This window comes from Psychrobacter sp. APC 3279, assembly GCF_030407795.1.
Taxonomy (GTDB): domain Bacteria; phylum Pseudomonadota; class Gammaproteobacteria; order Pseudomonadales; family Moraxellaceae; genus Psychrobacter.
Genome location: NZ_JASDCR010000016.1, coordinates 24,767 through 48,578, shown reverse-complemented (window position 1 = coordinate 48,578; position 23,812 = coordinate 24,767). Strand labels below are relative to the sequence as shown.

The 23,812-nt window shown below is 41.4% G+C and carries 19 protein-coding genes; 2 read left to right on the top strand and 17 right to left on the bottom strand.

Translation table 11 applies throughout. The features are described 5' to 3' along the window. Positions 1-151: 151 nt before the first annotated feature. Positions 152-751: a nucleotide exchange factor GrpE gene (gene grpE / locus QL898_RS09805; RefSeq protein ID WP_057762215.1), complete on the bottom strand. Its 600-nt coding sequence runs from the start codon at positions 749-751 to the stop codon at positions 152-154. Between the two features lie 433 nt (positions 752-1,184). Between grpE and QL898_RS09800 the strand changes: the two genes are divergently transcribed. Further along, entirely contained in the window at positions 1,185-2,597 is a 1,413-nt protein-coding gene (locus tag QL898_RS09800; protein WP_201547562.1) for an alpha/beta hydrolase, read from the top strand. Positions 2,598-2,633: 36 nt separating this feature from the next. Here the strand turns inward: QL898_RS09800 and QL898_RS09795 are convergent, their stop codons facing one another. From QL898_RS09795 to fmt, 8 genes are all read right to left on the bottom strand, one after another. Then, positions 2,634-3,767 carry a metallophosphoesterase gene (locus QL898_RS09795; RefSeq protein WP_290176656.1) on the bottom strand — a complete coding sequence of 378 codons (1,134 nt, stop codon included), beginning with the start codon at positions 3,765-3,767 and terminating at the stop codon, positions 2,634-2,636. Between the two features lie 86 nt (positions 3,768-3,853). After that, positions 3,854-4,864 (bottom strand): TIGR01777 family oxidoreductase, encoded by a 1,011-nt coding sequence (locus QL898_RS09790; RefSeq protein ID WP_290176655.1) that lies wholly within the window; start codon positions 4,862-4,864, stop codon positions 3,854-3,856. A gap of 343 nt (positions 4,865-5,207) precedes the next feature. Next, positions 5,208-5,837: an L-threonylcarbamoyladenylate synthase gene (locus tag QL898_RS09785; RefSeq protein ID WP_290176654.1), complete on the bottom strand. Its 630-nt coding sequence runs from the start codon at positions 5,835-5,837 to the stop codon at positions 5,208-5,210. A 117-nt stretch (positions 5,838-5,954) separates the two neighbouring features. Further along, a complete protein-coding gene (dprA, locus tag QL898_RS09780; protein ID WP_290176682.1) occupies positions 5,955-7,205 on the bottom strand; it encodes a DNA-processing protein DprA in 1,251 nt (416 codons plus the stop codon). Positions 7,206-7,280: 75 nt separating this feature from the next. Beyond that, positions 7,281-8,372 (bottom strand): LysM peptidoglycan-binding domain-containing protein, encoded by a 1,092-nt coding sequence (locus tag QL898_RS09775; protein WP_290176653.1) that lies wholly within the window; start codon positions 8,370-8,372, stop codon positions 7,281-7,283. Positions 8,373-8,691: 319 nt separating this feature from the next. Beyond that, positions 8,692-10,113 (bottom strand): threonine synthase, encoded by a 1,422-nt coding sequence (gene thrC, locus QL898_RS09770; RefSeq protein ID WP_290176652.1) that lies wholly within the window; start codon positions 10,111-10,113, stop codon positions 8,692-8,694. Positions 10,114-10,159: 46 nt separating this feature from the next. Beyond that, positions 10,160-11,761 (bottom strand): transcription antitermination factor NusB, encoded by a 1,602-nt coding sequence (locus tag QL898_RS09765; RefSeq protein WP_290176651.1) that lies wholly within the window; start codon positions 11,759-11,761, stop codon positions 10,160-10,162. Positions 11,762-11,826: 65 nt separating this feature from the next. Then, positions 11,827-12,897 carry a methionyl-tRNA formyltransferase gene (fmt, locus tag QL898_RS09760; protein ID WP_290176650.1) on the bottom strand — a complete coding sequence of 357 codons (1,071 nt, stop codon included), beginning with the start codon at positions 12,895-12,897 and terminating at the stop codon, positions 11,827-11,829. A gap of 311 nt (positions 12,898-13,208) precedes the next feature. Here fmt and QL898_RS09755 point away from each other — a divergent pair, with 311 nt between their 5' ends. Continuing rightward, complete coding sequence (locus QL898_RS09755; protein ID WP_201547553.1) at positions 13,209-15,962, top strand: hybrid sensor histidine kinase/response regulator; 2,754 nt, start codon at positions 13,209-13,211, stop codon at positions 15,960-15,962. 105 nt (positions 15,963-16,067) lie between these two features. On the opposite strand, the gene QL898_RS09750 is transcribed toward QL898_RS09755, so the two are convergent. From QL898_RS09750 to rpmH, 8 genes are all read right to left on the bottom strand, one after another. Beyond that, positions 16,068-16,742, bottom strand: a complete 675-nt coding sequence (locus tag QL898_RS09750) for a riboflavin synthase (protein ID WP_290176649.1) — start codon at positions 16,740-16,742, stop codon at positions 16,068-16,070. A gap of 432 nt (positions 16,743-17,174) precedes the next feature. Next, entirely contained in the window at positions 17,175-18,230 is a 1,056-nt protein-coding gene (gene ribD, locus QL898_RS09745) for a bifunctional diaminohydroxyphosphoribosylaminopyrimidine deaminase/5-amino-6-(5-phosphoribosylamino)uracil reductase RibD (RefSeq protein ID WP_290176648.1), read from the bottom strand. 126 nt (positions 18,231-18,356) lie between these two features. Then, the gene (gene nrdR / locus QL898_RS09740) at positions 18,357-18,815 is read right to left on the bottom strand and encodes a transcriptional regulator NrdR (protein WP_201547550.1); all 459 of its coding nucleotides are present in this window, start codon (positions 18,813-18,815) and stop codon (positions 18,357-18,359) included. 87 nt (positions 18,816-18,902) lie between these two features. Then, positions 18,903-20,291 (bottom strand): tRNA uridine-5-carboxymethylaminomethyl(34) synthesis GTPase MnmE, encoded by a 1,389-nt coding sequence (gene mnmE, locus QL898_RS09735; RefSeq protein ID WP_201547599.1) that lies wholly within the window; start codon positions 20,289-20,291, stop codon positions 18,903-18,905. A 278-nt stretch (positions 20,292-20,569) separates the two neighbouring features. Continuing rightward, the gene (gene yidC / locus QL898_RS09730) at positions 20,570-22,252 is read right to left on the bottom strand and encodes a membrane protein insertase YidC (RefSeq protein ID WP_201547549.1); all 1,683 of its coding nucleotides are present in this window, start codon (positions 22,250-22,252) and stop codon (positions 20,570-20,572) included. A gap of 215 nt (positions 22,253-22,467) precedes the next feature. Beyond that, positions 22,468-22,848: a membrane protein insertion efficiency factor YidD gene (yidD, locus tag QL898_RS09725; protein WP_201547548.1), complete on the bottom strand. Its 381-nt coding sequence runs from the start codon at positions 22,846-22,848 to the stop codon at positions 22,468-22,470. 1 nt (position 22,849) lies between these two features. Continuing rightward, on the bottom strand, positions 22,850-23,221 hold the full coding sequence (rnpA, locus tag QL898_RS09720) for a ribonuclease P protein component (RefSeq protein ID WP_201547547.1): 372 nt from the start codon (positions 23,219-23,221) through the stop codon (positions 22,850-22,852). A 179-nt stretch (positions 23,222-23,400) separates the two neighbouring features. Further along, positions 23,401-23,535, bottom strand: coding sequence for a 50S ribosomal protein L34 (rpmH, locus tag QL898_RS09715; RefSeq protein WP_007394757.1), 135 nt, complete (start codon positions 23,533-23,535; stop codon positions 23,401-23,403). Positions 23,536-23,812 lie beyond the last annotated feature (277 nt).

Genomic DNA, 23,812 nt, shown 5'->3' with positions numbered 1-23,812 from the left:
AATACTTATTTATCCAGACCGTAGTCGGTCACTTGTTGCTATATATCGGTTTACCCGTCGTATTTTTCAAGGCGATAATCACGCAAAAACTGTGTTTCATGTCATTTTTTGTGAAAAACCTTCATATTAGTAGGGTTTAGCCCTAAAAATATTACTGACCAACACGAACCATGGCCGGACGTAATAGACGACCGTTTAGGCTATAGCCTTTTTGTAAGACCGTACCAACTGTGTCTGCCGCTGCTTCTGGGTCAATACCCACTGCTTCATGGAAGTCAGCGTTAAATTTTTCGCCTTGTGGATCGACTACTTCTACGCCGTTTTTGGTCAATACTGCTACTAATGCTTTGTGCGTTAATTGCACACCCTCAGCGACTGGATCATTGGCATCGGCATTTTCGATAGCGCGCTCTAAGTTGTCAACGATGTCTAACAATTCTTTAGCAAATTTCTGTAGTGCGAATTTTTTGCTCTTATCCGCTTCTTGCTCCATGCGTTTTTGCGCATTGTAAGCCTCAGCATTAGCACGTGCAGTACCTTCTTTGGCTTGCTTTACTTCGCCTTCTAGCTCAGCAATACGCGCTTTGAAAGTATCAAGGTTGATTTCGTTTTCGATAGTCGTTTCTTCACCTGAATTATTCTGTGGATCAAACTCTTTCATGGTTTCTTCTAAGATACTGTCATTGTGATCAATATTCTCATGTGCCACATTTTGGTCAAGATTTTCGTGGTTCGGGTTTTGCTCGCTCATGATAGCTCCTTGGAATTTCAATAATGAAGATTAAGAGACGGCACAGTAGACCAGACAATTATTGATCCTACTATGCCATTATTAAATGCTCGATGTTTCTAACTCATTGTTTTTTTAATACGCTTCAATAGCTGCTTGATAAAGGTGATGAGGACAAATTTCAAGCCTAAAGCAAAGGAATTTTTACCATTTATGACAAATATTTGTGAAGTCTGATTAAAGAGATGCATCTAACTTTTTTGTTCTATGTCAATAAATCTCAATATTTACTCACAAAAAGAACAAAAAACCGCTATTTATTCCAATTGCTTTACGCTTATTAATCAAGCTATTACCAAACGATACCCTATTATCCTGCTAGCTATTTTATCATTGCTATAAATATTATTGCCTACACTCAAATGCACGCTAAAAATCATTTATGAGAGCTGTTATGTCTAATACAAAAAATTTATCTATCAATACTTTGCTTAATAAAGCATTGATGACATTGCACTTAGCGTCAAAAGAAAATCCAGCGTCAAAAGAGCCACTAAATCAAGATGTACAAACGTATGACTCATTAGAAAAACGTCTAAGCGTTAAAGAAAAAATACTCGCTTATAACCCTGTGGCAAACTATCAGCCGCATACATTGCACTATGCAATGAAAAGTCTCGGTTACTTACCAGACCCTATTTTAGAAGGGGTAATTGGTTACCTGAAAGGCCCTAATTCAAAACAATATCTGCATGCAAACGCTCACCTGCGTCTCATCCTTGCAGTAAATAGCTACCTCAAAACACCGTTAGAACTAACTCCAATGCCGGAGTTGCGTGAGAGATTTACTGCTGATGCGGTAGCCATGCAGTCACCTAGAGTATGGCAGCAAGCCAATACGACTATACTAAGCAATATAAAGCCCTTCACTAAAAAAAATGATTTACCCGTTAGCTGGAAAGATGAAACGATTGCCAATGCGGATGATGGCGACATGACTGTCCGTTGTTATAAAGCCGGCGGCAAAAAATCTGGTTTTAGAAGAAAACGTATCCACAATCCCGATGAAACAGTCATGCTGTTTTTTCATGGTGGCGGGTTCTGCATTGGTGATGTCGATACACATCATGAGTTCTGTCATGCGGTATGTGAGCAGACTGGCTGGTCTGTGGTTAGTGTAGATTATCGCTTAGCGCCTGAATGCCCTGCTCCCGCAGCCTTAAAAGACTGTATCACTGCGTATGATTGGTTAGTTGAGCACTGTCACGTATTAGGCGCGTTACCCTCTCGTATCGTCTTGGCTGGTGATAGCGCAGGTGGTGGTCTATCAACTTTGATTGCACAGCAGCTGACGGCACCGAGTAAAAGTGCATGGGCAGACTTAGGGATAGATGGACAGAAAATTTTTAATCTATTAGAAAAACTACCCGAACCTCTAGCGCAGATGCCTTTGTACCCAGTCACTGATATTGAAACAGATTATCCTAGTTGGGAGCTATATGGTGAGGGTCTACTATTAGATCATGCTGATGTAGCAGTATTTGATGCTGCTTGTTTGGAGAACAGTCCGCTGCCTCGCTTACACATACTGAACTCACCTATGTTGGGTGATAATAGTAAAGTTTGCCCAACTTACATTGTAGCTTCTGAGCTCGATGTATTACGTGATGAGGCATTTGCTTATGCAAAGCAGCTGAGAGGTTACGGCGTTGCTGTAGAGACCTATACTGTGCTTGGTGCACCGCATGGCTTTATTCACTTTATGAGTGTTCATCAAGGTCTTGGACAAGAGACAAACAATATCATTCATGGGTTTAGCAGCTTTGTACGTGAGATCATCAGTACACAATCGCGGTTAGCTGCATAGACCGTTTGCTAGCTAATTATTGATTTGTATAACTAATTAATTTGTATTGCCAGATAGCGTAATCAACCAAATCTCTGAGCGCGATCCCAATCGAAATGGAATGCCCCAAAAACCATAGCCAGAGGATACGATAAAGTGTCCTTTACCAATCTGCTCATAGCCATAACCCAAACGATTAATAGCATTTACGATGAAATTAGCGGGAAATACTTGACCGTTGTGGGTATGTCCCGAGACTTGTAAGTCTATAGGTAATTGACTGTGATTATCTATATCACTCGGTCTATGGTCTAACAATATCACTGGCTGCGACGTATTTACTTGCGCAAGCAGATCGGTAGTCGCTACACGTTGACGTTTATGATTATCAAAACGTCCAACTAACCATACTGGTTGACCCTCGTGCTCGATACAGAGCACCTCATCGTTCAACAGTTGTATACCTGCATTTTGCAGCGCTTCGCTAATAGGTCGTTCATGACCATACAAATCATGATTACCCAATGTCGCATAGACACCACGTGGCAGACTACGGCACAGTTCTGCTAAGTTTTGCTCCATATGATATTCATTAAAGGCATCTGTATTATCATCCATAATATCTCCTGGCATCAGCAGTATATCTGCACCAGAGCGAATCATAAGTTGATGCAATCTATCTATAGCTTTTACACCAAATAGTCGTCCTATATGCAAGTCACTAGCGACTGCAATGCGTAGCGGCTTGGTTAAAGGTTTATCTATACTGATAGACAGCTCGCGTATCACAGGGGCATAGGCACTATATAACGAATAAATAAATAGTCCTATAAATAGGAGTAGCGCTAGTACTCTTAGCCCTATAGCCATCTCATTCGATTGGTACAACGTACTACCTGATAAAGCAACTACCAGCAGATACCCTCCGTAAAATAGACTCACTGCCAACGCCGTCAGTATCATAAAGTGCATGATTAGCATCCACCCACTAATCCAACGATAACTGTTAGCAAATGCTCTTTTTACGCTCAATACTAATAGGCCATTAGTAATAATAAATACACTGGCCAATATCATTGTCTGTAATGTTGGCGTTATCCAAGGCTGGAACCACCACTGTATGCTCAATACTGTACCTAAGCTAAACAACTGTAATAGCAGAAAGATGGTGAAGAAAAATGCGTAACGCATGGACTGCCCTTAGATATAAATATGGTTCAGTAATTAATTATCAGAAGATGGTTCGTAATGTTTCACATGAAACAACTGCTATATAACTACTTCTGATTTTCTAATGCTTGCTGGAGTGTTAAGTGTTTGAACGAATAACCAGCATCCAATAGCGCTTGTGGCAGCACTTTTTGACCATCGATAAGTAGTGTCGACATTTCGCCAAACATCAGCTTAAGCAAGAACTCTGGTAAAGTAAAAAACGTTGGGCGATGTAGCCACGAACCAAGTGCTTTGGTAAAAGTATGATTGGTCACAGGATGTGGAGCAGTAAGGTTATATACGACTGTATGTGTATCATTTACGGTACTGTTTGCAGACTTGATAATGCTATCATTAATAGGTGTATTGTCTTGGACTAAGCTTTCAATATGATTAACGTCTGATTCCTTAGTAATTTTAAGCTGCTGCTCAATAATAAAGATGACCGCACTAACCCAATCTTCACGGCTGATCCAGCTCATTATTTGCTGTCCATTACCCAACTGACCACCGACACCAAATTTAAAGGGTAGTAATAATTTAGCCACCATTCCGCCCTCAGGGTGAATAACCACACCTGTTCTGACGATAGCCACAGGAACATCATGATCGGTCGCTTTAAGCGCTAGTTGTTCCCATTCATTACATAATGTATGAGCAAAGTCCGTCTCGTAATCGCTGTTTTCAGTCAGTGGCTTGTCGCCCTGCGTACCATACCAACCGATTGCTGATCCGCTCACCAGTAACTTAGGTTTTGTACTAGCACGTGCGATAAAATCCAATATCGACTGAGTAGGTTTGATGCGGCTCGCCATCAACTCTTCTTTTCGCTCATCGCTCCAACGAGAGTCAGCAATCCCAGCACCTGCCAAATTCAATATGACATCAAAGCTCATATCAGACATCGCAAGCTCGTCATAAGTCATCATATTGATATCATCGGGATGTGATTGACCGCTATCACGAGTTAGCCAAGTAATCGTTACGTCGTTATTTTGCGCGCGAGACCGTTCCATTATCTCTCGACTAAATGCACTTCCCAAAAACCCTGAACCGCCACTAATCAAAACATTCATACCCTACTCCCTATATGCCTCAAATATCGCCACTATGACCGATCGTTGAGTTACTTATTGTTGAAGTACTCATCGTTCAATAAAAACTAGACTGTTATAACCATCGTCTGCTTTTTTATGGTTTTTATCAAAACGACTTTTACATGCTTTTAGTAAAGCAACGGGAATAAAGGGAGCGGGTTTAGCGATAGCTAGTGCTGAGACGGTATATTTTTATTATGGCTACAGAACGATAACCATTGCAATCTTCAGCTAGCGAAATATTGTTTAGCGATGGAGAAAGCACAAAGAAGACAGTACAAAAGACTAGGCTATAATGGTATGAAAGGTCATTTATTGCCTACTAACGAATGACTGAGCCTGTCGTTGCATCACGAATTTGGCTAGGCAAGGTATAACCTAAAGTATCGCCCTGCAAATAACCAATTTGCTCATCAAAATAAGCATAGGCGGCCTCGAAAGTGCTAGCAGGTATTTGACCTGATGGGTTGCAGCTTGTAGAAACCAATAGACCAAATGGGTTCTCTTCACTGACCATCTGTTCGCAAAGCTGGCGAACTGTAGGATGCGAGATAACTCGAACAGCAATAGTTTGATGCTGACCTGTAATCCAAGTAGGTACAGTGTTCGCAAGCGACTGAGGAATCGGTAATAACCAAGTATGTGCTTGGCGATTTTGCTGTTCATCTCCGCTATCGTCTGTCTGCCAGCTATCAATAACCTGCTGACGCTGAACATTATCTAAATAGGCTAGCAAAGGTGCTAAGCGAGACACACTATCAGTAACGACTATCATGCCTTTGGCTTGTGGACGTTGTTTGATATCCAAAATACGCTGAACAGCTGCTTGGTCATAAAGATCGCAACCAATACCCCAAACGCTTTCTGTAGGATACGCGAGCAGTTGCCCTTCTTTTAGCCACTTAGCAGCTTGAATGGCAGAATTAGTAATAAGAGGTGTAGGTTGGCTCATGACTTAAATGGTTCGTAAAAGTAAATTCTAATAATACCACAAGAGGGATATTGTCTAGGAGAGACTATAAATAAGCACTATCTATACCAGTGTCTAATAAAGAATATTTACGATACTTTAAACGCGTAAATATCGTCCACCTTGTTCGCTGATAAGACCCATTAACTCAAGCTCCATTAGCTGTCCGATCAACTGCGGCGGTGCAAGCTTGGTTGCACTAATAAGCGCATCTAAATCTTGCCCATGCCAGTCAAGCTGCTCATAAATTGCAGTTAAATGCTCAGGCACTACGACTGTGCTGCACGCAGGCTTTATCTCAGAGGATGATTGCTGGCTAGTAGATTTGATTGAGTTTTTCTCTATCTCAAACGCATCGGAAGTCTGAGTAATATTAGAGTGATTACTATTGAAAGTAGTAGCGTTCGCCGTTCTATAAGCGCCTTTATCATAATCAAGCTGACCATTGACGTCTTCTAGTACTTGCTGAGGATGATAAATCAAGGTCGCACCTTCACGAATTAGATGATGGCAACCCTCTGCATTACTATTATCAATATGACTGGGAATAGCAAAGACCTGTTTACCTTGTTCAGACGTTAGACGTGCTGTTATAAGCGAGCCGCTTTTGATGGTCGCTTCCGTTACAATGGTCGCGAGACTCAGTCCAGCTACCAAACGATTGCGACGCGGAAAAGTATGTTTATGCGGCTGAGTGTGTGGTAATAGCTCACTGATAATGCAGCCACCTTGCTCAATAATTTGAGTAAATAACTGATCCCGATGATTGGGATAGTTCACATCGATCCCTGTACCCATTACACCAACCGTCCGTCCCTGATAGTCAGGTTCTGCCTGTGCTAGCGCGCCTAAATGGGCGCGTTTATCTACACCCATAGCTAGACCGCTAGTAACGATATAACCTGCTTGCGCTAAGTACTGCGCCATATCAAACGTGATTTTTTGCGCATGCGCGGTGGGTTGGCGGCTACCTACTATAGCAATTTGCGCTTGATGCAGGCGCGCGCTGTTCCCACGATAAAATAATAAGGGCGGTGGGTCGTAGATTTGTGAAAGTTGGGCAGGATAGTCGGCGTCATCAGCGAATAGCAAACCATAACGCCCCTGTATCAATGCTTGCTGAATCCTATCAATATTGGCGAGTGTTTGCTCTGGCTGTTCATGACGCTTGAGATGGGTGTGGTGAATACCGAGCTGCTTCCATGCCTCTACTTTGGCTTGCCAAGCAAGCTGCGGATAACCGAAAGAAGTGATCAGTTTGTGATAAGCAGATAACGACGCATTCACCTCGTACCACAGCGCTAAGATAGCGCGCTGATCGTCGGATAAAGAAGAGGTGACTGCCGTCATTGTCATCTGTCTCGTATAGGCAAACTTAGATTAGTATTTATTTCAATATATTGCTTAATACAGCCTTATAGCTATCTACAAATAAGGGGGTGGTAACAACTGATCGCCAATATTAAGTGGTAACTCAGAGTCAAGTACATAAGCATAACTGATGTGATCAAAGGTATTGAAAACCATCACCATACCGCTAGGCTCGTTTGGTAGACGGACTGGTGTATCATTATCTTTAGTATCACGTACCAAAGGCCCTTTTTGATAAACCGTCAGCACATCACCTGGCTTAGCACCTTGTAAGCTACCTAAATTGATGGCGACCACACTACCCTTCGCAGCTGAGCTGATAGAGTCCATTACACGTACGATCATACCGCCGCGACTGACACTTGCAGGTGTTGGATAAAAGACTGGAGGAATAGCGTTGTCCAGCTCTACAAATACGCGATCCCCTTCACGCACTTCTTTGCCATAGCTATCGATAAGCTGCAAGCTAGTCACGCCATTACTTTCTGTAGAAGTAACAAGACCAGTCGCTACTTGCGTAACTTCTAAACCGATCACTTCTTGCGTTTTGGGGTCTACATATAGCTCACCCTCACGGTAGACGCCGTAACGCTGGCCCACGATAAGCGGTACGCCTTTAGCATAGACCTTATCACCGCGCGCAGTAATTAAGTTACGGTTTTTAGAAGCTAAAATATAAGGCGTGGTATTAAAGTCTTCGGGATTTACGATAAGCGTTTTATCAAGCCAATGCTGAATAGCCGACCAAGGAATAGGAGGGATGCTATTGGCCGTCGAGGTAATCGCGACCGTGCTCGTACTTACACTTCCAGTAAGCTGCTTTTCAACGCCAGCACAGCCTTCACCAGTATCAACGCCAATCAGCGTTTTTCCTTGAATCACACAAAGGATAAGAACGTCATTGGGGTAGATAAGGTTTGGATTTTTGATTTGCTTATTGGTTGCCCAAATTTCTTTCCAGCGCCATGGGCTATCTAGATAGCGACCTGAGATATCCCATAAGGTATCGCCTTTTTTAACGATATAACGATTAGGCGCATCAGCTTTGATAGTTGGTGGCGGATTGTTAGCTTGAGCCGTGCTCATCAACATGGCACTACTAAACGTCGTCATTAACAGTGCTTTTGCTATCTTTTTTAAGCTCATCTTCATCGTTATATCCACAATATGTACCACTGTGTTCGACGCAAAGAACTGTACTTGATTTATTACTGTGAAAATTTCTTAAATCAATTATATCAGCAACTTATCAATAAAATTCTCATGGCGATTATAGGGTAACTGTTCAGTGTAATTGGCTAGAATAATTCCTAAAAAAGCGCCTAGCACGATGATGATTTGCTGACGCCGTTTCTAATATTACAATTATATCTACCATAACACAATCATAAACACTTTATTACAATGGTGTAACTTTCACGCGGATACTTTTCTTATTGATGATAAGCTTAAAGACCGTAATTACCTAAGCAGGATTCGGTGCGACATGTTGGCGGATTTGTTCAGCAACCAGTTCGGCCTTATTATCCAGTATCACTACGTACTGTGGTAAATCTTCTAACCCTTTAGTATGCGCTGGACGCTCAATGTCTATTTGACCTACTGCTTCAACAATAGTGTCAGCGAACTTAACGGGTAATGCCGTTTCTGCACAAACGATGATTTCGCCATCTAACTGTCGCTCTTTGGCAACTTTAATGCCGTCTGCAGTATGTGGATCAACCAATTCACCATGCTGTTCATAAAGCGCTTTGATAGTCTGCAAGCGATCGTTGTGAGTAGATTTACCAGCAGCAAAGCCATAACGCGTATTAACTGATTCCATCAACTCAGACAAGTCAAACCCTCGGCCTGATTTTACGCCATCGAATAGTTCATGAACACGTGCGCTGTCTTTTTCCAGTAGTAAATAAACAAAACGCTCAAAGTTAGACGCTTTTGAAATATCCATTGACGGGCTTGAAGTGACATAAGTTTTTTCAGTCGGACGTGGCTGATAAGCGCCTTGATTGAAGAAGTCATTTAAAACGTCGTTTTCATTGGTTGCGACAATCAGACGGTCAATTGGCAGTCCCATTTCGCGAGCGATGTGACCGGCACAAATATTACCGAAGTTTCCTGATGGTACGCTAAAGCTGACTTTTTCATCGTTGCTCGTCGTGACTGCAAAGTAAGCTTTAAAATAGTAAACAATCTGAGCTAGGATACGACCCCAGTTGATAGAGTTTACCGTGCCTAGGTTATAAGCGGCTTTAAACTCTGCATCTTGCTGTAGTGCTTTAACGATGTCTTGGCAATCATCAAACATCCCATCGATAGCAATGTTATGAATATTATCATCGGTCAAGCTATACATTTGCGCACGCTGGAATTCACTCATTTTTCCATGTGGAGATAGCATAAAGACTTCGATATTTTCTTTGCCGCGCAATGCATACTCTGCTGCACTACCGGTGTCACCACTGGTCGCACCAATGATCGTAATACGTGCGTCTTTTTTCTTAAGCACATATTCAAAGGCATTGCCCAAAAACTGCATGGCAACATCTTTAAATGCCAATGTCGGACCGTTTGATAATCCTAGAATATATAAATTGTCTTCGAGCTTGCGGACAGGAACAATCTCGTCAGAGCCAAACACATCAGCAGTGTAAGTACGCTCAATGATATCTTGCAAATCAGCCACAGGAATATCAGTGGCAAAACGCTGCATAATCGCCATCGCAAGCTTTGGATAGCTGAGCGTACGCCATTCATCAAGGGTTGCACTATCGATATTTGGATAATGCTCAGGCAACATCAAACCACCATCTGGGGCAAGACCCATCAAAAGCACATCACTAAAATCCATCGGCGCTGTCTGACCACGGGTACTGATATATTTCATTAGATTGTCCTGTCTACAATAATGTTATTCAATAGTTAAAAACGGTTTATTCAGCAGTTTTTTGTAGCAATGCATAATAAAAACCATCGCCACTCGCGCTATCAATTGGTAAGCACTGACGACCGATTGCTTGTTCGATACCCCAGTTGCAATCGTCAGTAAACTCAATCACTACTGCATCATTATGATGAGTGATAAAGTCCTGCATTTGCTCGACGTTCTCTTGCTTTAAGATGGAACATGTCACATACAGCAGATAACCACCAGCTTTGAGTTGTGGCCATAGATTATGCAAGATGTCTGCTTGTAGCAGCGCTGTTTGCTCGATGTCTTCTTCGGTACGCAAGATACTGATATCTGGATGACGGCGAATCACGCCAGTCGCAGTACAAGGAGAGTCCAATAATATCGCATCAAATACGGGTTCATTTGTCGCCGCTTTTTTATTTTTTCCATGCTGCCATCTGGTCGCATCTGCACAGACGATATTAAGTGCAATGCTGTTATCTGCTTGCTGCAAATCATGCTGACTTAAATTTAGGCGCTGTAAATTCTCACGAATACGCTCGATACGTGGTGCTTCGTTATCGATAGCTGTTACTTTGATGTTGGTATTTTCAAGCGACGTTTCAGATGACATCCCATTGTTATCTTGTTTCACGTGAAACAACGATGACTGGTCGTTAGCACTTATAAGCTCTAACCAATGAGCAAGCTTACCACCAGGGGCTGCACAAGCATCTAGAATATGTATCTCTTTCCCAACACTATCACTGTCAGTATCGTCAGCACTTTTACTTTCAACGCTGAGCTTAGCTATCAATGCTTGATTAATAATCGGTGCAGCGAGCTGAGCATGCATGTCTTGAACGCTAGCCGTTCCTAAGGCGAAATCAGGCAAAGCGTTAACGGCAGTACTTTGATGTAGTCTAAGACCTTTGGTCGATAACGTAGTAGAAGTGGCAGACCCTGATGAGCTTGCTACCTTAAAACCAGTCGTTAGCTCAACGATATCTGCATCAATCTCTGTGCCATCCAATGCATGCTGATAATCTTCTACCGAAGTAACTGCTGAATTCACTCGTAAAAACATCGGTGCTGGTTGGCGCAAGCCTTGTGTCAGCTCATCATATTCCTCGCTCCAGTCTTGCTTAAGTTGATAAGCGAGCCAATTCGGTAGGCTATGCTTTTTATCGCACTTCTTACGGAATTTACTTGGGTTCTTCGCGACTTTACGCAAAATAGCATTTACCAAACCTGTTGAATGAGCAAACTCAATCTCTTTAGCAGCTTCAACGGTTTCATGAATAGCAGCATGGTCAGCCACCTCTAGATACAGCAACTGTACTAAGCCTACTTGAATGGTAGTACGCACTTCAATTTCGTCGATAGGATTATCAGCTAAGGTATCGAGCAAACGTGCCAGCGCATGCCACTGGCGCAATGTCGTAAGCAGTAGCGCATGGGCAAAGCCTTTGTCACCATCATGTAGACTATTCAATAATGGATCAAGGACGCTTGAGAGCGACTGACCATTTTGAATAGCCAGTAAAGTACGAATCACACGCACGCGTACGCTGCCATTCATAATAAGATTGCTTGATGGTTTGAGCTTATTGTTTCTAGGCGCAGTACTGTTTTGTCTCATTAAATTTTATTTCCTTGACGTATGATCGATAGCGTCTTGTGCAAGTAGGTTAGATATAGGTAACGTTATTTTGTTTCTGTCGTAAATTGATCGCCATCATTTAATTGGTCGCCATGGCAAATTTGTTCAGCTGTCATTGGCTTACCACCTGCAAACTGCAAGTGAGTAATGGCTAAAGTGGTGGCTGATGATTCAGCGTCCCTCTCTTTACCACAAGCGACTAAGATCGCTTTTCGTCCGACACTGATAACTGTTCCAGCAGGCTCATTGGTTTGCTGCGATGTATTTACAGGTAAGCTAGCCAGTACTTTAACGCGCTGCCCTGCTAGGAAAGTATAAGCACCTGGCCATGGCGTCAGCCCACGAATTTGGCGTTCAATAGCGGCAGCAGGCTGCGACCAATCAACTTCGCCTTCGGTTTTGACCAGCTTTTCAGCATAATTGGCTTGACTATCATCTTGAGCGATAGCTTGAGCTTGATAAGCAGCTAAATCTTTTAGCACCGTACTGATGGCTGTCGCACCAAGTGCAGCCATCTTATCATGTAGTCTAGCAGCGGTATCATCAGAGGCAATGCTTTCGCTAACTTTATAAAGCATGTCACCCGTATCCAGACCTTTGTCCATCTGCATAATGGTAATGCCAGTTTCATCATCTCCGGCCAAGAGTGCACGATGGATAGGTGCAGCACCGCGCCAGCGTGGTAACAGTGAAGCATGAATATTCAAACAACCATAAGTAGGCGTCTCTAATACACCGATAGGTAGAATCAATCCGTAAGCGGCAACAATCATCACATCTGGTTGATAGGTGCGCAGCGTTTGCCTAGCAGCTAGCCCTTCTGCACTAGACTTTTTAAAAGTGACTGGCTGCTCTACAGTGATATCATTTGCCAATGCAACTTCTTTTACCGCAGAGGCTGACAGTTTTTGACCACGACCTGCTTTACGATCAGGCTGCGTGTAGACAGCGACTATCTCTATATTCAACGCTTCTTGCTGACTAATTAGTGACTCAAGACTAATAGCTGCAAACTCAGGAGTTCCAGCAAATACTATCCTCAATCGGTTAGTAGTTGGGTTATTATGGTCAGTAAGCGAGTTAGATGTATCAAAGGTAGGAGCAGTTGTAGTCATAGTCATGCATTATATAAGGTTTATTTGTTCATTATAGGTGAGTTTACGGCGCAGTGCCATGATTGTAATGACCTCACTTCGTGATAACCAATGACATTATTTGCCTTTATAATCTTAAGGACATCAAACGCTCTGTTTATAATTTTTACAAAACAATTTGGTGTTAATAACTACTCTCTGTAAACAGTAAGCCGTTATTCTGCTATAAATAGAGGCTAAGTATTAATAACCTTAGGTAGTTCAGCTACTGTACATAAAAAATTCATTATAATTTCACTATATTTTTCGTGTCGAGATAGGGCCACGCTTTCATGCAACAGTTCCAGTCCTTACAGCGCTTATTGATTTTTTATACCTTGTCTCTCACGGTTATGTTACTGCTGTACTATGTCATACTGTTTGATGGGATGAAAAAACATAGTGAGCAACATAGCATAGATACTTTTTATTCCCTACAGCACAGCATTATTGAGCATGCAGTGCCTCTAGATAGTGAAATAAAAACAATCTTAGAACAGCCTACTTTTGATCAACTGAGTTATCAGCTGATTTTGATGATGCCTTCTGGGCAGACCTATATTCATCATAATACTCGTCCTAATGAATCTGCTTTTCCTACCGTTGCTTTCCCTACCATCGGTACATCAGCTTCTAGCAGCAGCGACCATAGCTCTTATACCGTCAATAGCAATGAACTAACAGGAATCATTAATCTAAAAAGCGGACATCAGATTTATATTGTACTACGCCATGAGCCTTTTGTTGTCGACTGGATATCTTACCGTTACTGGCTTCCTTTGATGGTCGCCATCGTACTATTTTTCATGGCATTGCTCTATATGCTCAATCGTCGTACTAACTGGGAACAGTTACTGGTTTATACGGATAATTTGAGTAGCCGCGCAAAAGAATCTTATACGCCGCCGCCGTTTTTACAAAAGAAATCTACTACCGAGTTCATGCTGTTAGGTCATGCGCTAAGTCGCGTTAGCTACCAACTACATAATGACTATCGGCGTATCAAAACATTGACTCATCGTTTAGAGCGCTTGGTTGATCAGGCACCCTTACCGATGTTGATGAGTATACGACATGGTCAAATTAGCTTCTATAATCAACGCTTTGAGCAAGTATTTACCCCTCCTACCCAGAGTGAACAGAGCTATGAGCTGACTGATTTCGTTGAAGGGAAAGATGAAGCCACTCAAATACTGTTAAAAACTGTTTCAAGTTTACGCGTTACTCGCACACTCATAGTTTATGGCTTGGAAAACAAACAAGCCTACCAACTACACGTGACACCATGGTTCGGCGAACATGGGCAAGTTCACGGTTTTACTGTGATTTTTAATAATATTGATGAGATTTTCCATCAATCTGAACAACTACAGCTGCACAACCAACAACTGCAATTACAAATTGATGAATCAAACGAAGCCCAAGCATTTATAGGTCGTAAGTTAAGGTTACCACTAGAGAAGATAATTGATTCATTGGAACCCATCGACCCTTCAACATTGACGGCTCAAGGCAAAAAAACTCTAAATACATTAATTACAACCAGTCAAAGCATGTTGACTGTGCTCAATGAGACGCTAGCAACAGAGGAAGTTGAAGTCCGAAAAACACGTCTAAGTATCGAAACGGTTGATATTTATAAAGTAAGCAAAGAGGTTAGCAATTTAGTCACAAAAGAAATAAGACAACAAGGGTTAGAATTGATCTATTTCTTTGCGCCAGACTGTCCTCGTTACATCGAAACTGATTACATTCGACTGCACCATATCCTATTAAACCTGTTGAAAAACGCTATTAGTTTTACAACATCAGGCTATGTCGCGCTCACTGTTGATCGTGTACCTGGAGATAAAGTAACGCGAATAAGTAATCAGCATTTAACTCCTAACAATGACACGACAATGCCTGCGCAGACATCTTATTGGATTCGGTTTAGCGTAAAAGACACTGGAGCAACTATTACTCCTGAGAGAAAAAATCAATTAGTCAATATCTTGAATCAAAGCAATCATAACTTAGTTGAAGACAGTAATGTTGGCTTAATGGATGCCAATAGCTTTGCTCAGTTACTCGGCGGTTTTATCGAACTAAATAATACGGTGGATAAAGAAACGATATTTAGCCTCTACCTTCCTTATCCTCATGCCACTTATCAATCGGTATATCATCGTTGTTCGCAGCTGCCCCATATTCACCTTATCGCTGTCATCAATCAGCCTCTAGTTGCTGAACATTTACAACGTTTGTGCGAGTACTTAACGATATCCATAACTATCTACAGCACTTTAGATAGAGCCACTGTACAGCAGCTAAAAAATAAATTAAAACAAGATGAGCAAACCGTCATTCCTGTCTTGCTATTAGATTATGAATACAGCGAATCTATCACCTTATCAGTTCATGCGAGTAACAAGTATAACGAGCAGCAAGAAGCATTAAATGACCTAGTCACGACGCCTTCACTACCGAAGATATTACTTAGCATGAAACTTGAAAGGCATATCCCTTCTACTTTACTAGGCCAGTATGATGGATTTTTGACCAAACCCTTGGACGCAAGTTTACTACTGTCTGAGCTACTACGCTTAACCTTGTTTGCAAGGAAAACGCTAAACATACTGGTCAAACATCAATACGACAGCAGTCTATCTTTTGTAGAAGATACACCTAAGAAAGAAATCTTGTCTCCACTGATTTTGGTCGTAGAAGACAGTCCTACTAACCAAAAGATAGCCTGTAAGATGTTAAGTAAGCTTGGTTATCGTAGTATTGTCGCAGAAGATGGACAGCAAGCACTCGAGAAACTCAAAAGCCAACGTGAAGAGATTTCTTTGATTTTGATGGACTGCCGAATGCCCGTTATGGATGGCTTACAAGCCACACAAGTGATTCGCTCGCAAGGCGATAAAATACCGATTGTGGCGCTAACTGCAAATAATACAGAAGAAGATCGCGAGGCTTGTATGCAAGTTGGTATGGACGAATTTTTATCCAAACCCATTAGTAAGAAAGACTTAGAATCCGTTTTGCAGAGTTTTATACAATAAATCTCTAGTGCAAATAAAAAACACCCTATCGATATCACTTAATCAAAGTAATATCGATAGGGTCGAAAACTTGGTGCGAGGATGCTATTTCGGTAAGCTTAATTGTTATTTCATAAACCCATTATCGGCCAAAAATACTTCTGTGATTTGGCTTTGCTGGCTTGATGCGTTCATACCGCCAGATTGAGATTTATTTAGTAGACGTTCTAGATAACGGGCAACGATATCTACTTCAATATTAACTTTATTACCTACTAACCAATGCTTAGCAATATTCGTCACTTGAGCAGTATGCGGAATGATATTTAGAGAGACAATATTGCCACGCACTAAATTGGTCGTCAGACTAATACCATCTACTGTAATAGAGCCTTTGGTCGCTGTATAGTGCGCTAGCTCTTGCGGTATCTCAATTTCAATATAGATAGAACGGGCATCTTGTTGTAATTTACTAACGACCCCTACTCCATCTACATGACCAGCGACAATATGACCACCAAAACGAGTCGTCGGTAGCATGGCCTTTTCTAGATTGACCGTATGTCCTACTTTTAACCCTTCTAATGCTGTTCTAGCAATCGTTTCACGTGAGACATCAACAGAGTAGTAGTTGCTTCCGAACTCCACTACGGTTAAACAAATACCATTTGATGCAATAGAATCGCCTAGCTTCACGTCACTGAAATCTAAGTCATCAGACTCTACCGTCAAACGTATGTCACCGCCTGTGGCCTGCATAGATTTAACTTTTCCAACGCTTTCTATAATTCCAGTAAACATATTATCCTCATCTCATTACAGTATTGCCGTTATAGGCGATATGTTTTAGTTTATCAAATCATCTATCAATTCTTTATCACAACTTGTTCAAATAACTTACAGTGAAACATCGTTAGACGTGACCTTTAATAGGATAGATTGTGGATAAGTAGGGATAAATCAATAGAGGTATAGCTAGAAGTCACTATAAATACATAGTTATCCACAATAAATAAAAATTTCTCATAGTACGTGCTCATCTAGAAAGTAAAAGCTAAATTGTTGATTTATAATGATCTTTATAAATGTATTTGGGAAATATATATCTTTCTTGTTTCATGTGAAACAAAGTTATACACAGTTCCATGTGAAACACTTAAATCAATTATTTTTTTATCCACATTCCAAGCTTATTCTTATGATTTGTGGACAACCTACTTATACGAAGAATATTTATAAAGGTAATAAGGTTAATTTAAGATCTGGACCAAGCTGTTGATGACTTTCTATATCAAACCGTAACTGCTGAGCAAGGGACATAGGATTGAAATCAACCATTGGACGAGCTTGCTCACCAAGTAAACAAGGTGCTTGATACACGATTAGCTCATCTACCAACTGTTGACTCAAAAAACTACCTGCAACGCTAGCACCTGCCTCCACTAACACGTCATAGCATTGATGCTCACTGACTAACTTAGCCAACAACGCCGGCAAATCATCTTCATGCCAATAAATAGTATCTGGATGCTGACACAGCTGATAATCAGACTGTAGGCTGTGCTTTAAACGCTGACGCCTATCAAGTATGACTATTTTAGGGTTAGGTATTTTTTCAGGTGGTACGTCCAATTGTTCTGAGCGCACATTGAGCTGCGGGTTATCAGTTATTACGGTTTCACTACCTGTGATAATCGCACCACTTTGTGCTCGTAGTTTTTGTACATCTTCGCGGGCAGCTGTCGAGGTAATCCACTTTGATTCACCAGATGCCATCGCTGTACGGCCATCTAAACTGGTCGCTATTTTCAATCGTACATAGGGCATTTTAGTGCGCATGGCTTTTAGAAACCCACGGTTTAGCGCCTCTGCCTGCTCTGTCAGGATACCGACCGTTACCTCAATACCAGCTTGCTCTAATAGTTTCACACCGCGACCTGCGACCTGCGGATTTGGATCCAGACCTGCAATTACAACGCGCTTTACCTTAGTAGCAACCAGCGCCAACGCACATGGCGGCGTACGTCCTGTATGACTACAGGGCTCTAATGTTACGTAAGCAGTTGCTCCTGCTGCTCGTGTACCCGCTTCTTTCAACGCAAATATTTCTGCATGGGGCTCACCAGCTTTAGGGTGAAACCCTTGACCAACAATCTGCTCTGCCTGAACAATAACGCAGCCTACGGCAGGATTCGGTCTAGTAGTATACAAACCGCGCTTCGCTTGTTCGATAGCAAGCATCATAAAGTAGCGGTCTTGTGCATCTTGGGCATGGCTTTGAATAGACATAAGGCTAGGCTCAATAAATGATTGAGGGTTCTATATAAGAAAGTAAGGTTTGAAAGCTGATTGATAATTCTGATTAGTAATTAGGAATCACTTATCAACTAAGGCTTATTTAAAAACTTACTTCGCCTACTTTTCATTTGGACGAATATTGGCAATTTCTTGATGAAATGCATCGATATCTTGAAAGTCGCGATACACACTAGCAAAGCGTACGTAGGCGACATCATCCAAAATTTTGAGTTCACTCATGATAATTTCACCCAAGACTTTACTACTGATTTCTCGCTCACCCATTTGCCTAACACGTTTTTCGATACGACTAATCATCGCCTCTTGCTCATCAATAGTGATAGGACGCTTTTGCAACGGCAATAAAATAGAACGGCGCAGCTTTTCATTGTCATAAGGTTCAATCTTATTGCTTGATTTGATAATCCTTGGCATGACAACTTCTACCATCTCAAAAGTCGTAAAACGTTCTTGGCAACTGTTACACGAACGGCGTCGACGCACTTGTGCACCTTCCGCAGCAAGACGTGAGTCAATAACCTTGGTCTCTGACGCATTACAGTACGGACAGTGCATAGCATTTCCTTATTTTACGATTGAGAATAAGAACAGTGTTTTCAAGACAGATAGTTTTGATAAATAATAAAAAACACCATTTACCCGTTATTTACCAATACAAAAGCTGCCGAATATCTTACCCAATAAGTCATCGGCGCTGAACTCACCTGTAATTTCACCCAAACTCTGCTGTGCCTGACGTAAGCTATCAGCAACTAACTCACCCGCTTCGAATACGGTTAATTGTTCATGAGCTTCTGCCAAGAAATTAGCAGTTCGTCTAAGCGCGTCTAAATGTCTGGTACGAGCGATCAAGCTATTCTCTGGTGGATGAAAGCCTACTTTCTCACATAGTGCTTCAACCAAATTATCAATACCAACACCTGTTTCACATGAAACATTAACTTGCTGATAACCTCTATTCTTGATTTCAGCTTGAGTCTTAGCAGCACTTTCTTCTCTATTATTATCGCTCAATAAATCGCTCTTATTAGCGATAATGAGTAAGCGTTTAGCTTCTGGCAACTCACCAAATAACTGTTCAGCAAGCTGTAAAGGTGTACTCTCTTCTTCAACATCGCGAGTCACATCGTAGACCATCAGTAGCATATCGGCTTGCGTGATGGCAGTACGGGCACGCTCAATTCCGATACGCTCCACAGTGTCTTCTGTCTCGCGTAGGCCTGCCGTATCGGTCAGATGTAGCGTCAAACCATTTAGCACGACTGTCTCTTGCAGCGTATCACGTGTAGTACCGGCAACATCAGTCACGATAGCACGCTCTTGCCCTGCAAGGCGGTTGAGCAAGCTAGATTTACCTGCGTTTGGCCTACCTGCTAGCACGACATGGATACCGTCGCGCAAAAGCTGACCTTGCTTTGCCGTTGCTAGAACTTGTTGTATCTTATCTTGCGTCTGCTCAAGTTTGCTTTGTATGACGCCATCAGACAAAAAGTCCACATCCTCTTCATCAGGGAAATCAATAGCAGCTTCGACATGTAAACGAAGGTGAATTAACTGTTCTAACAACTGGTTAATTTTTTGTGAAAACTCACCGCTTAGAGAGCGGATCGCACTACTGGCCGCGGCGGCACTGGTCGCATCAATCGCATCAGCTATCGCTTCTGCCTGCACTAAATCCAATTTATCATTATCAAAGGCACGGTAAGAGAACTCTCCTGCACTCGCTTGCTTGGCACCTAGCTCAAAAACCCGTGCAAGTAACTGGTTTTGTAAAATAACACCACCATGCCCTTGCAGCTCAATCACATCCTCACCTGTGAATGAATGAGGACCTTTGAAAAACAAGACTAATCCCTCATCAACGACAGTGCCATCAGCCTGATAAAAACGACAAAAGCTAGCCATTCGCGGCGTAAAAGCAGACTTACCTGTTAGAGCACATGCCATATCGTAAGCACGACTGCCTGATAGACGTATGACACCCACGCCCCCTCGCCCAAGCGGCGTTGCAATCGCAGCAATTGTGCCCAATCCAGATGTATTAGACTGTTCAGAAGAATTAGGTACGGCTAATGCTGTCTCTAAGGAATCCACAATGACTCTCAATGTTTAAAAGCTCCATTATAGACGTCTGGACTCATACTGACAAAGCAAACTTTGAAAGGTAGATGTATCAGACATATATTCGCTTCAATATTGATAAACTGTGGATAATGTTGATAAGCTGTGGATAACATTTACCACTTATCCACCAGCTATAAAAAAACCACCGCTTGCGCGATGGTTTTGTGTTTCTGACAAAGAACTAATTAATCGACTACTTTTACCGTACGACGCTTCTGCTCTTCATCGACTTTTTTATTGACGATATATTGCTGAGTCATACTAAACAGGTTGTTGACTGTCCAATATAGAACCAAACCTGCTGGGAAGAACAGCATGAATGCCGTAAAGATAATCGGCAAGAACTTCATGACTTTTGCCTGCATCGGATCTGCTGGCTGTGGGTTCAACTGTTGCTGTACAAACATCGACGCACCCATTAGCAACGGCAAGATAAACCATGGATCCATCGCTGATAGATCTTGAATCCACAAAATCCATGGTGCATGACGCAGCTCAACACTTTCTACTAATACCCAATACAAGGCTAAGAAAATAGGCATCTGCATCAAGATTGGTAGACAACCTGCCATCGGATTAACTTTTTCTTCTTTGTATATCGCCATCATTTCTTGCGACATCTTCATACGATCATCGCCATGCTCTTCTTTGAGCACTTTGAGTCTTGGTGCAATCGCACGCATTTTAGCCATCGAGTAGTAGCTCTTATTAGAGAACCACATTAAGGCAATTTTTACTAATATAGTCAGTAAAATAATTGACCAACCCCAGTTACCAACAACCTTATGCACACCTTCCAAAATAGCAAACAAGACCTTCGATATTGGCCACAGCAGACCATAATCAACTGTTTGGTTAAGACCTACCGCAACGTCTTTTAGCTCAGACTGAACTTTTGGACCTGCATATAATGTCGCATTCAAGGTAACTTGTTTATTTGGTGCTACGTTCACTGGTTGGCTATTGAAGCCGATAAAGTAATCACTACCTGTTTCACGGGTAAAGAATTTACCAGTGAAGTTTTCAGGCGTCCAAGCAGATACAAAGTAATGCTGTACGATACCAACCCAGCCTTTATCGCTAGTCGTCGTCAACTCACCATCACTAAAGTCACCAAATTTCAGCTTATTATAAGGATCATCTGGGGTACCCCAAGCGCCGCCTAAATAAGTCGCCATGCTCAGCGCGCCTTTATCAGACATACCAGGATCTTTACTATCATCACGCTTTAATTGCGCAAACATCTGACCTTGCCAAGCATTGGTAGACGCGTTTTGAATCTGATAGCTAATATCGATTGGATATTTGTTTTCAGTGAAAGTGAAAGTCTTGGTAATCGTTACACCGTCTTTTTTGTAAGTAAGCGGCACTGACAACGTTTGCTGTCCATCTTCCATCACATAATTGTTAGCAGTATGGTTATAAGTCGCTCTACCTTCTGCTGTATCAATACCGTTCTGACCAATAAGTCCAGATTGAGCCACATACACACGGTTACTGTTGTTTTCTAACAATACGAAAGGCTTATCGCTATCGAGCGTTGCGTCATACTGCTTGAGCGCAGCATAAACAATATCACCACCTTCTGGATTGATTTTTATATCATAGCGATCAGTTGTTACCGTGATTAGACCAGCGTTTTTCGCAGGAGTCGCTGTCACAGCACTGTTATCCACAGGTAATGTCTGTACCGGAATATCACCTGCTGCACCAGTAGTAGAAGGAATGTCAGCACCTACCGAATTCGTAGTTTCTGGCACCGCATCTACAGCTGGAGCATCGGCATAATCATCTCGCCATGCCAAAATCAGCAGATAAGCGGTAATTAGCATCGCAATGATGATCATCACCCGAAATATCTTTTGCATAAACCTTTCCTAGATTAAAAAATTAGGGAATGAAAAATTAGGGCATGTGTCATGACTGACCTACACAGCAGTCCTGTAACATTGCAACTGCATCGGTAGTCATTTACATAAAATGTGCATCATTTTACTAAAAATCTGTCTCAAATGATACCAAGAGTGTGGATAACTTGTGGGTAACTAAACAGAGTATCTATTTGAAACCAGAGAAAACGACTTTATGTCGATTTCATCAAATAATTAAGCTGTGAAACATAGCTAGTATTGTCTCGATAGACACCCAAACCCTGATTGTCAGTATTCGATACATCAGTAAAAGATATGTATTGATAGCTATAAGAAGCTAATGGTAAAGGTACAAAGTCTATGCCATGCCCACCTAAAGGGTGACACCTGCTAAGACGTTTTAACAACAACCAAATACCCTTACGAGCGCCATACCATATTAAAGCTTGTTTACCATAATTTGAGCATGTCGGATAATAGCGACAACGAGCAGGTATTACAGGACTAACTATTTTTTGATAAAAAACAATTAAATTAAAAAATATATTATGAGTAATTTTATTTATATTTTTTATTTTTAATAAAATATTCATTTTATTTTTTTTCTATTTTTTTAAATATATTTATTATTTGATTTTTCAGTTCTTTATTATCTATATCTTTAATAGATTTTTTTACAATAAAAACAATATCTTTATTTTCCATTTTAAAAGCTTTGGTACGGAACTCTTCACGCACATACCTTTTGATTAGATTACGAGCGACAGCAGTAGGTACTTTACGCTTGGTAATAGCCATACCGACTCGCGGCTGTGCATGCTCGTTAGCACGTACAAAAGCCATTAAATGACTCTGATGAATCTTGCGATCAGGTGCGTCAAATACCTCACGGAAGGCTGCAGGGGTAAGCAGGCGTTGCTGTTTAGTGAAACTAGCTGCAGATGTATCTGATAGAATATTGGACATAGTACAACCTAGTAGAATAACGATAGGAGAAATAATAACAAATTATAGAGACAAAAAAAGCGCCGATGTGGGCGCTTTTAATATATGGCTAAGTGTCAGTTGTGATGATTGACTATCGCAATCTATAAACAATAAGAACACAACAAGCACTATTAGCCATGCTTATCGCAATCTACTGATTATACAGTAAGGCGATGACGTCCTTTAGCGCGGCGACGAGCTAAGACCTGGCGGCCTTTTTTAGTTGCCATACGAGCACGGAAACCGTGAGTACGTTTACGCTTGATCACGCTTGGTTGGAATGTACGTTTCATAACTCACCTATCAAAATAATGGACTAAATTCGTAATAACGGAGGATTATACCATTCAGTATAGTTTTGGTCAATAAACTAATTTGTTTTGTCTCTAAATAGGAAATATTTCATACGAACCTAGTAGAGATATTTCCTTAAAAACTTATTTCTAGTTAACCAAATTTTATAGTTATATATTCTACGATTTTCAAAGTTATCCACAGCTAAACTCAAATACTATAATAATTATTAATTAATATAAATATAGTATTGTTATTATTGGGACCATGATTATC

Excerpts from the sequence above, each read along its gene's own strand:
- QL898_RS09790 (WP_290176655.1), bottom strand. The coding sequence starts at position 4,864 with ATGAATGTTTTGATTAGTGGCGGTTCAGGGTTTTTGGGAAGTGCATTT.
- thrC (WP_290176652.1), bottom strand. The coding sequence starts at position 10,113 with ATGAAATATATCAGTACCCGTGGTCAGACAGCGCCGATGGATTTTAGT.
- grpE (WP_057762215.1), bottom strand. The coding sequence starts at position 751 with ATGAGCGAGCAAAACCCGAACCACGAAAATCTTGACCAAAATGTGGCA.
- rpmH (WP_007394757.1), bottom strand. The coding sequence starts at position 23,535 with ATGAAACGTACATTCCAACCAAGCGTGATCAAGCGTAAACGTACTCAC.
- QL898_RS09800 (WP_201547562.1), top strand. The coding sequence starts at position 1,185 with ATGTCTAATACAAAAAATTTATCTATCAATACTTTGCTTAATAAAGCA.
- yidC (WP_201547549.1), bottom strand. The coding sequence starts at position 22,252 with ATGCAAAAGATATTTCGGGTGATGATCATCATTGCGATGCTAATTACC.
- ribD (WP_290176648.1), bottom strand. The coding sequence starts at position 18,230 with ATGTCTATTCAAAGCCATGCCCAAGATGCACAAGACCGCTACTTTATG.
- rnpA (WP_201547547.1), bottom strand. The coding sequence starts at position 23,221 with ATGTCCAATATTCTATCAGATACATCTGCAGCTAGTTTCACTAAACAG.
- QL898_RS09775 (WP_290176653.1), bottom strand. The coding sequence starts at position 8,372 with ATGAGCTTAAAAAAGATAGCAAAAGCACTGTTAATGACGACGTTTAGT.
- QL898_RS09750 (WP_290176649.1), bottom strand. The coding sequence starts at position 16,742 with ATGTTTACTGGAATTATAGAAAGCGTTGGAAAAGTTAAATCTATGCAG.
- QL898_RS09795 (WP_290176656.1), bottom strand. The coding sequence starts at position 3,767 with ATGCGTTACGCATTTTTCTTCACCATCTTTCTGCTATTACAGTTGTTT.
- QL898_RS09755 (WP_201547553.1), top strand. The coding sequence starts at position 13,209 with ATGCAACAGTTCCAGTCCTTACAGCGCTTATTGATTTTTTATACCTTG.
- QL898_RS09785 (WP_290176654.1), bottom strand. The coding sequence starts at position 5,837 with ATGAGCCAACCTACACCTCTTATTACTAATTCTGCCATTCAAGCTGCT.
- nrdR (WP_201547550.1), bottom strand. The coding sequence starts at position 18,815 with ATGCACTGTCCGTACTGTAATGCGTCAGAGACCAAGGTTATTGACTCA.
- yidD (WP_201547548.1), bottom strand. The coding sequence starts at position 22,848 with ATGAATATTTTATTAAAAATAAAAAATATAAATAAAATTACTCATAAT.
- dprA (WP_290176682.1), bottom strand. The coding sequence starts at position 7,205 with ATGACGGCAGTCACCTCTTCTTTATCCGACGATCAGCGCGCTATCTTA.
- fmt (WP_290176650.1), bottom strand. The coding sequence starts at position 12,897 with ATGACTACAACTGCTCCTACCTTTGATACATCTAACTCGCTTACTGAC.
- QL898_RS09765 (WP_290176651.1), bottom strand. The coding sequence starts at position 11,761 with ATGAGACAAAACAGTACTGCGCCTAGAAACAATAAGCTCAAACCATCA.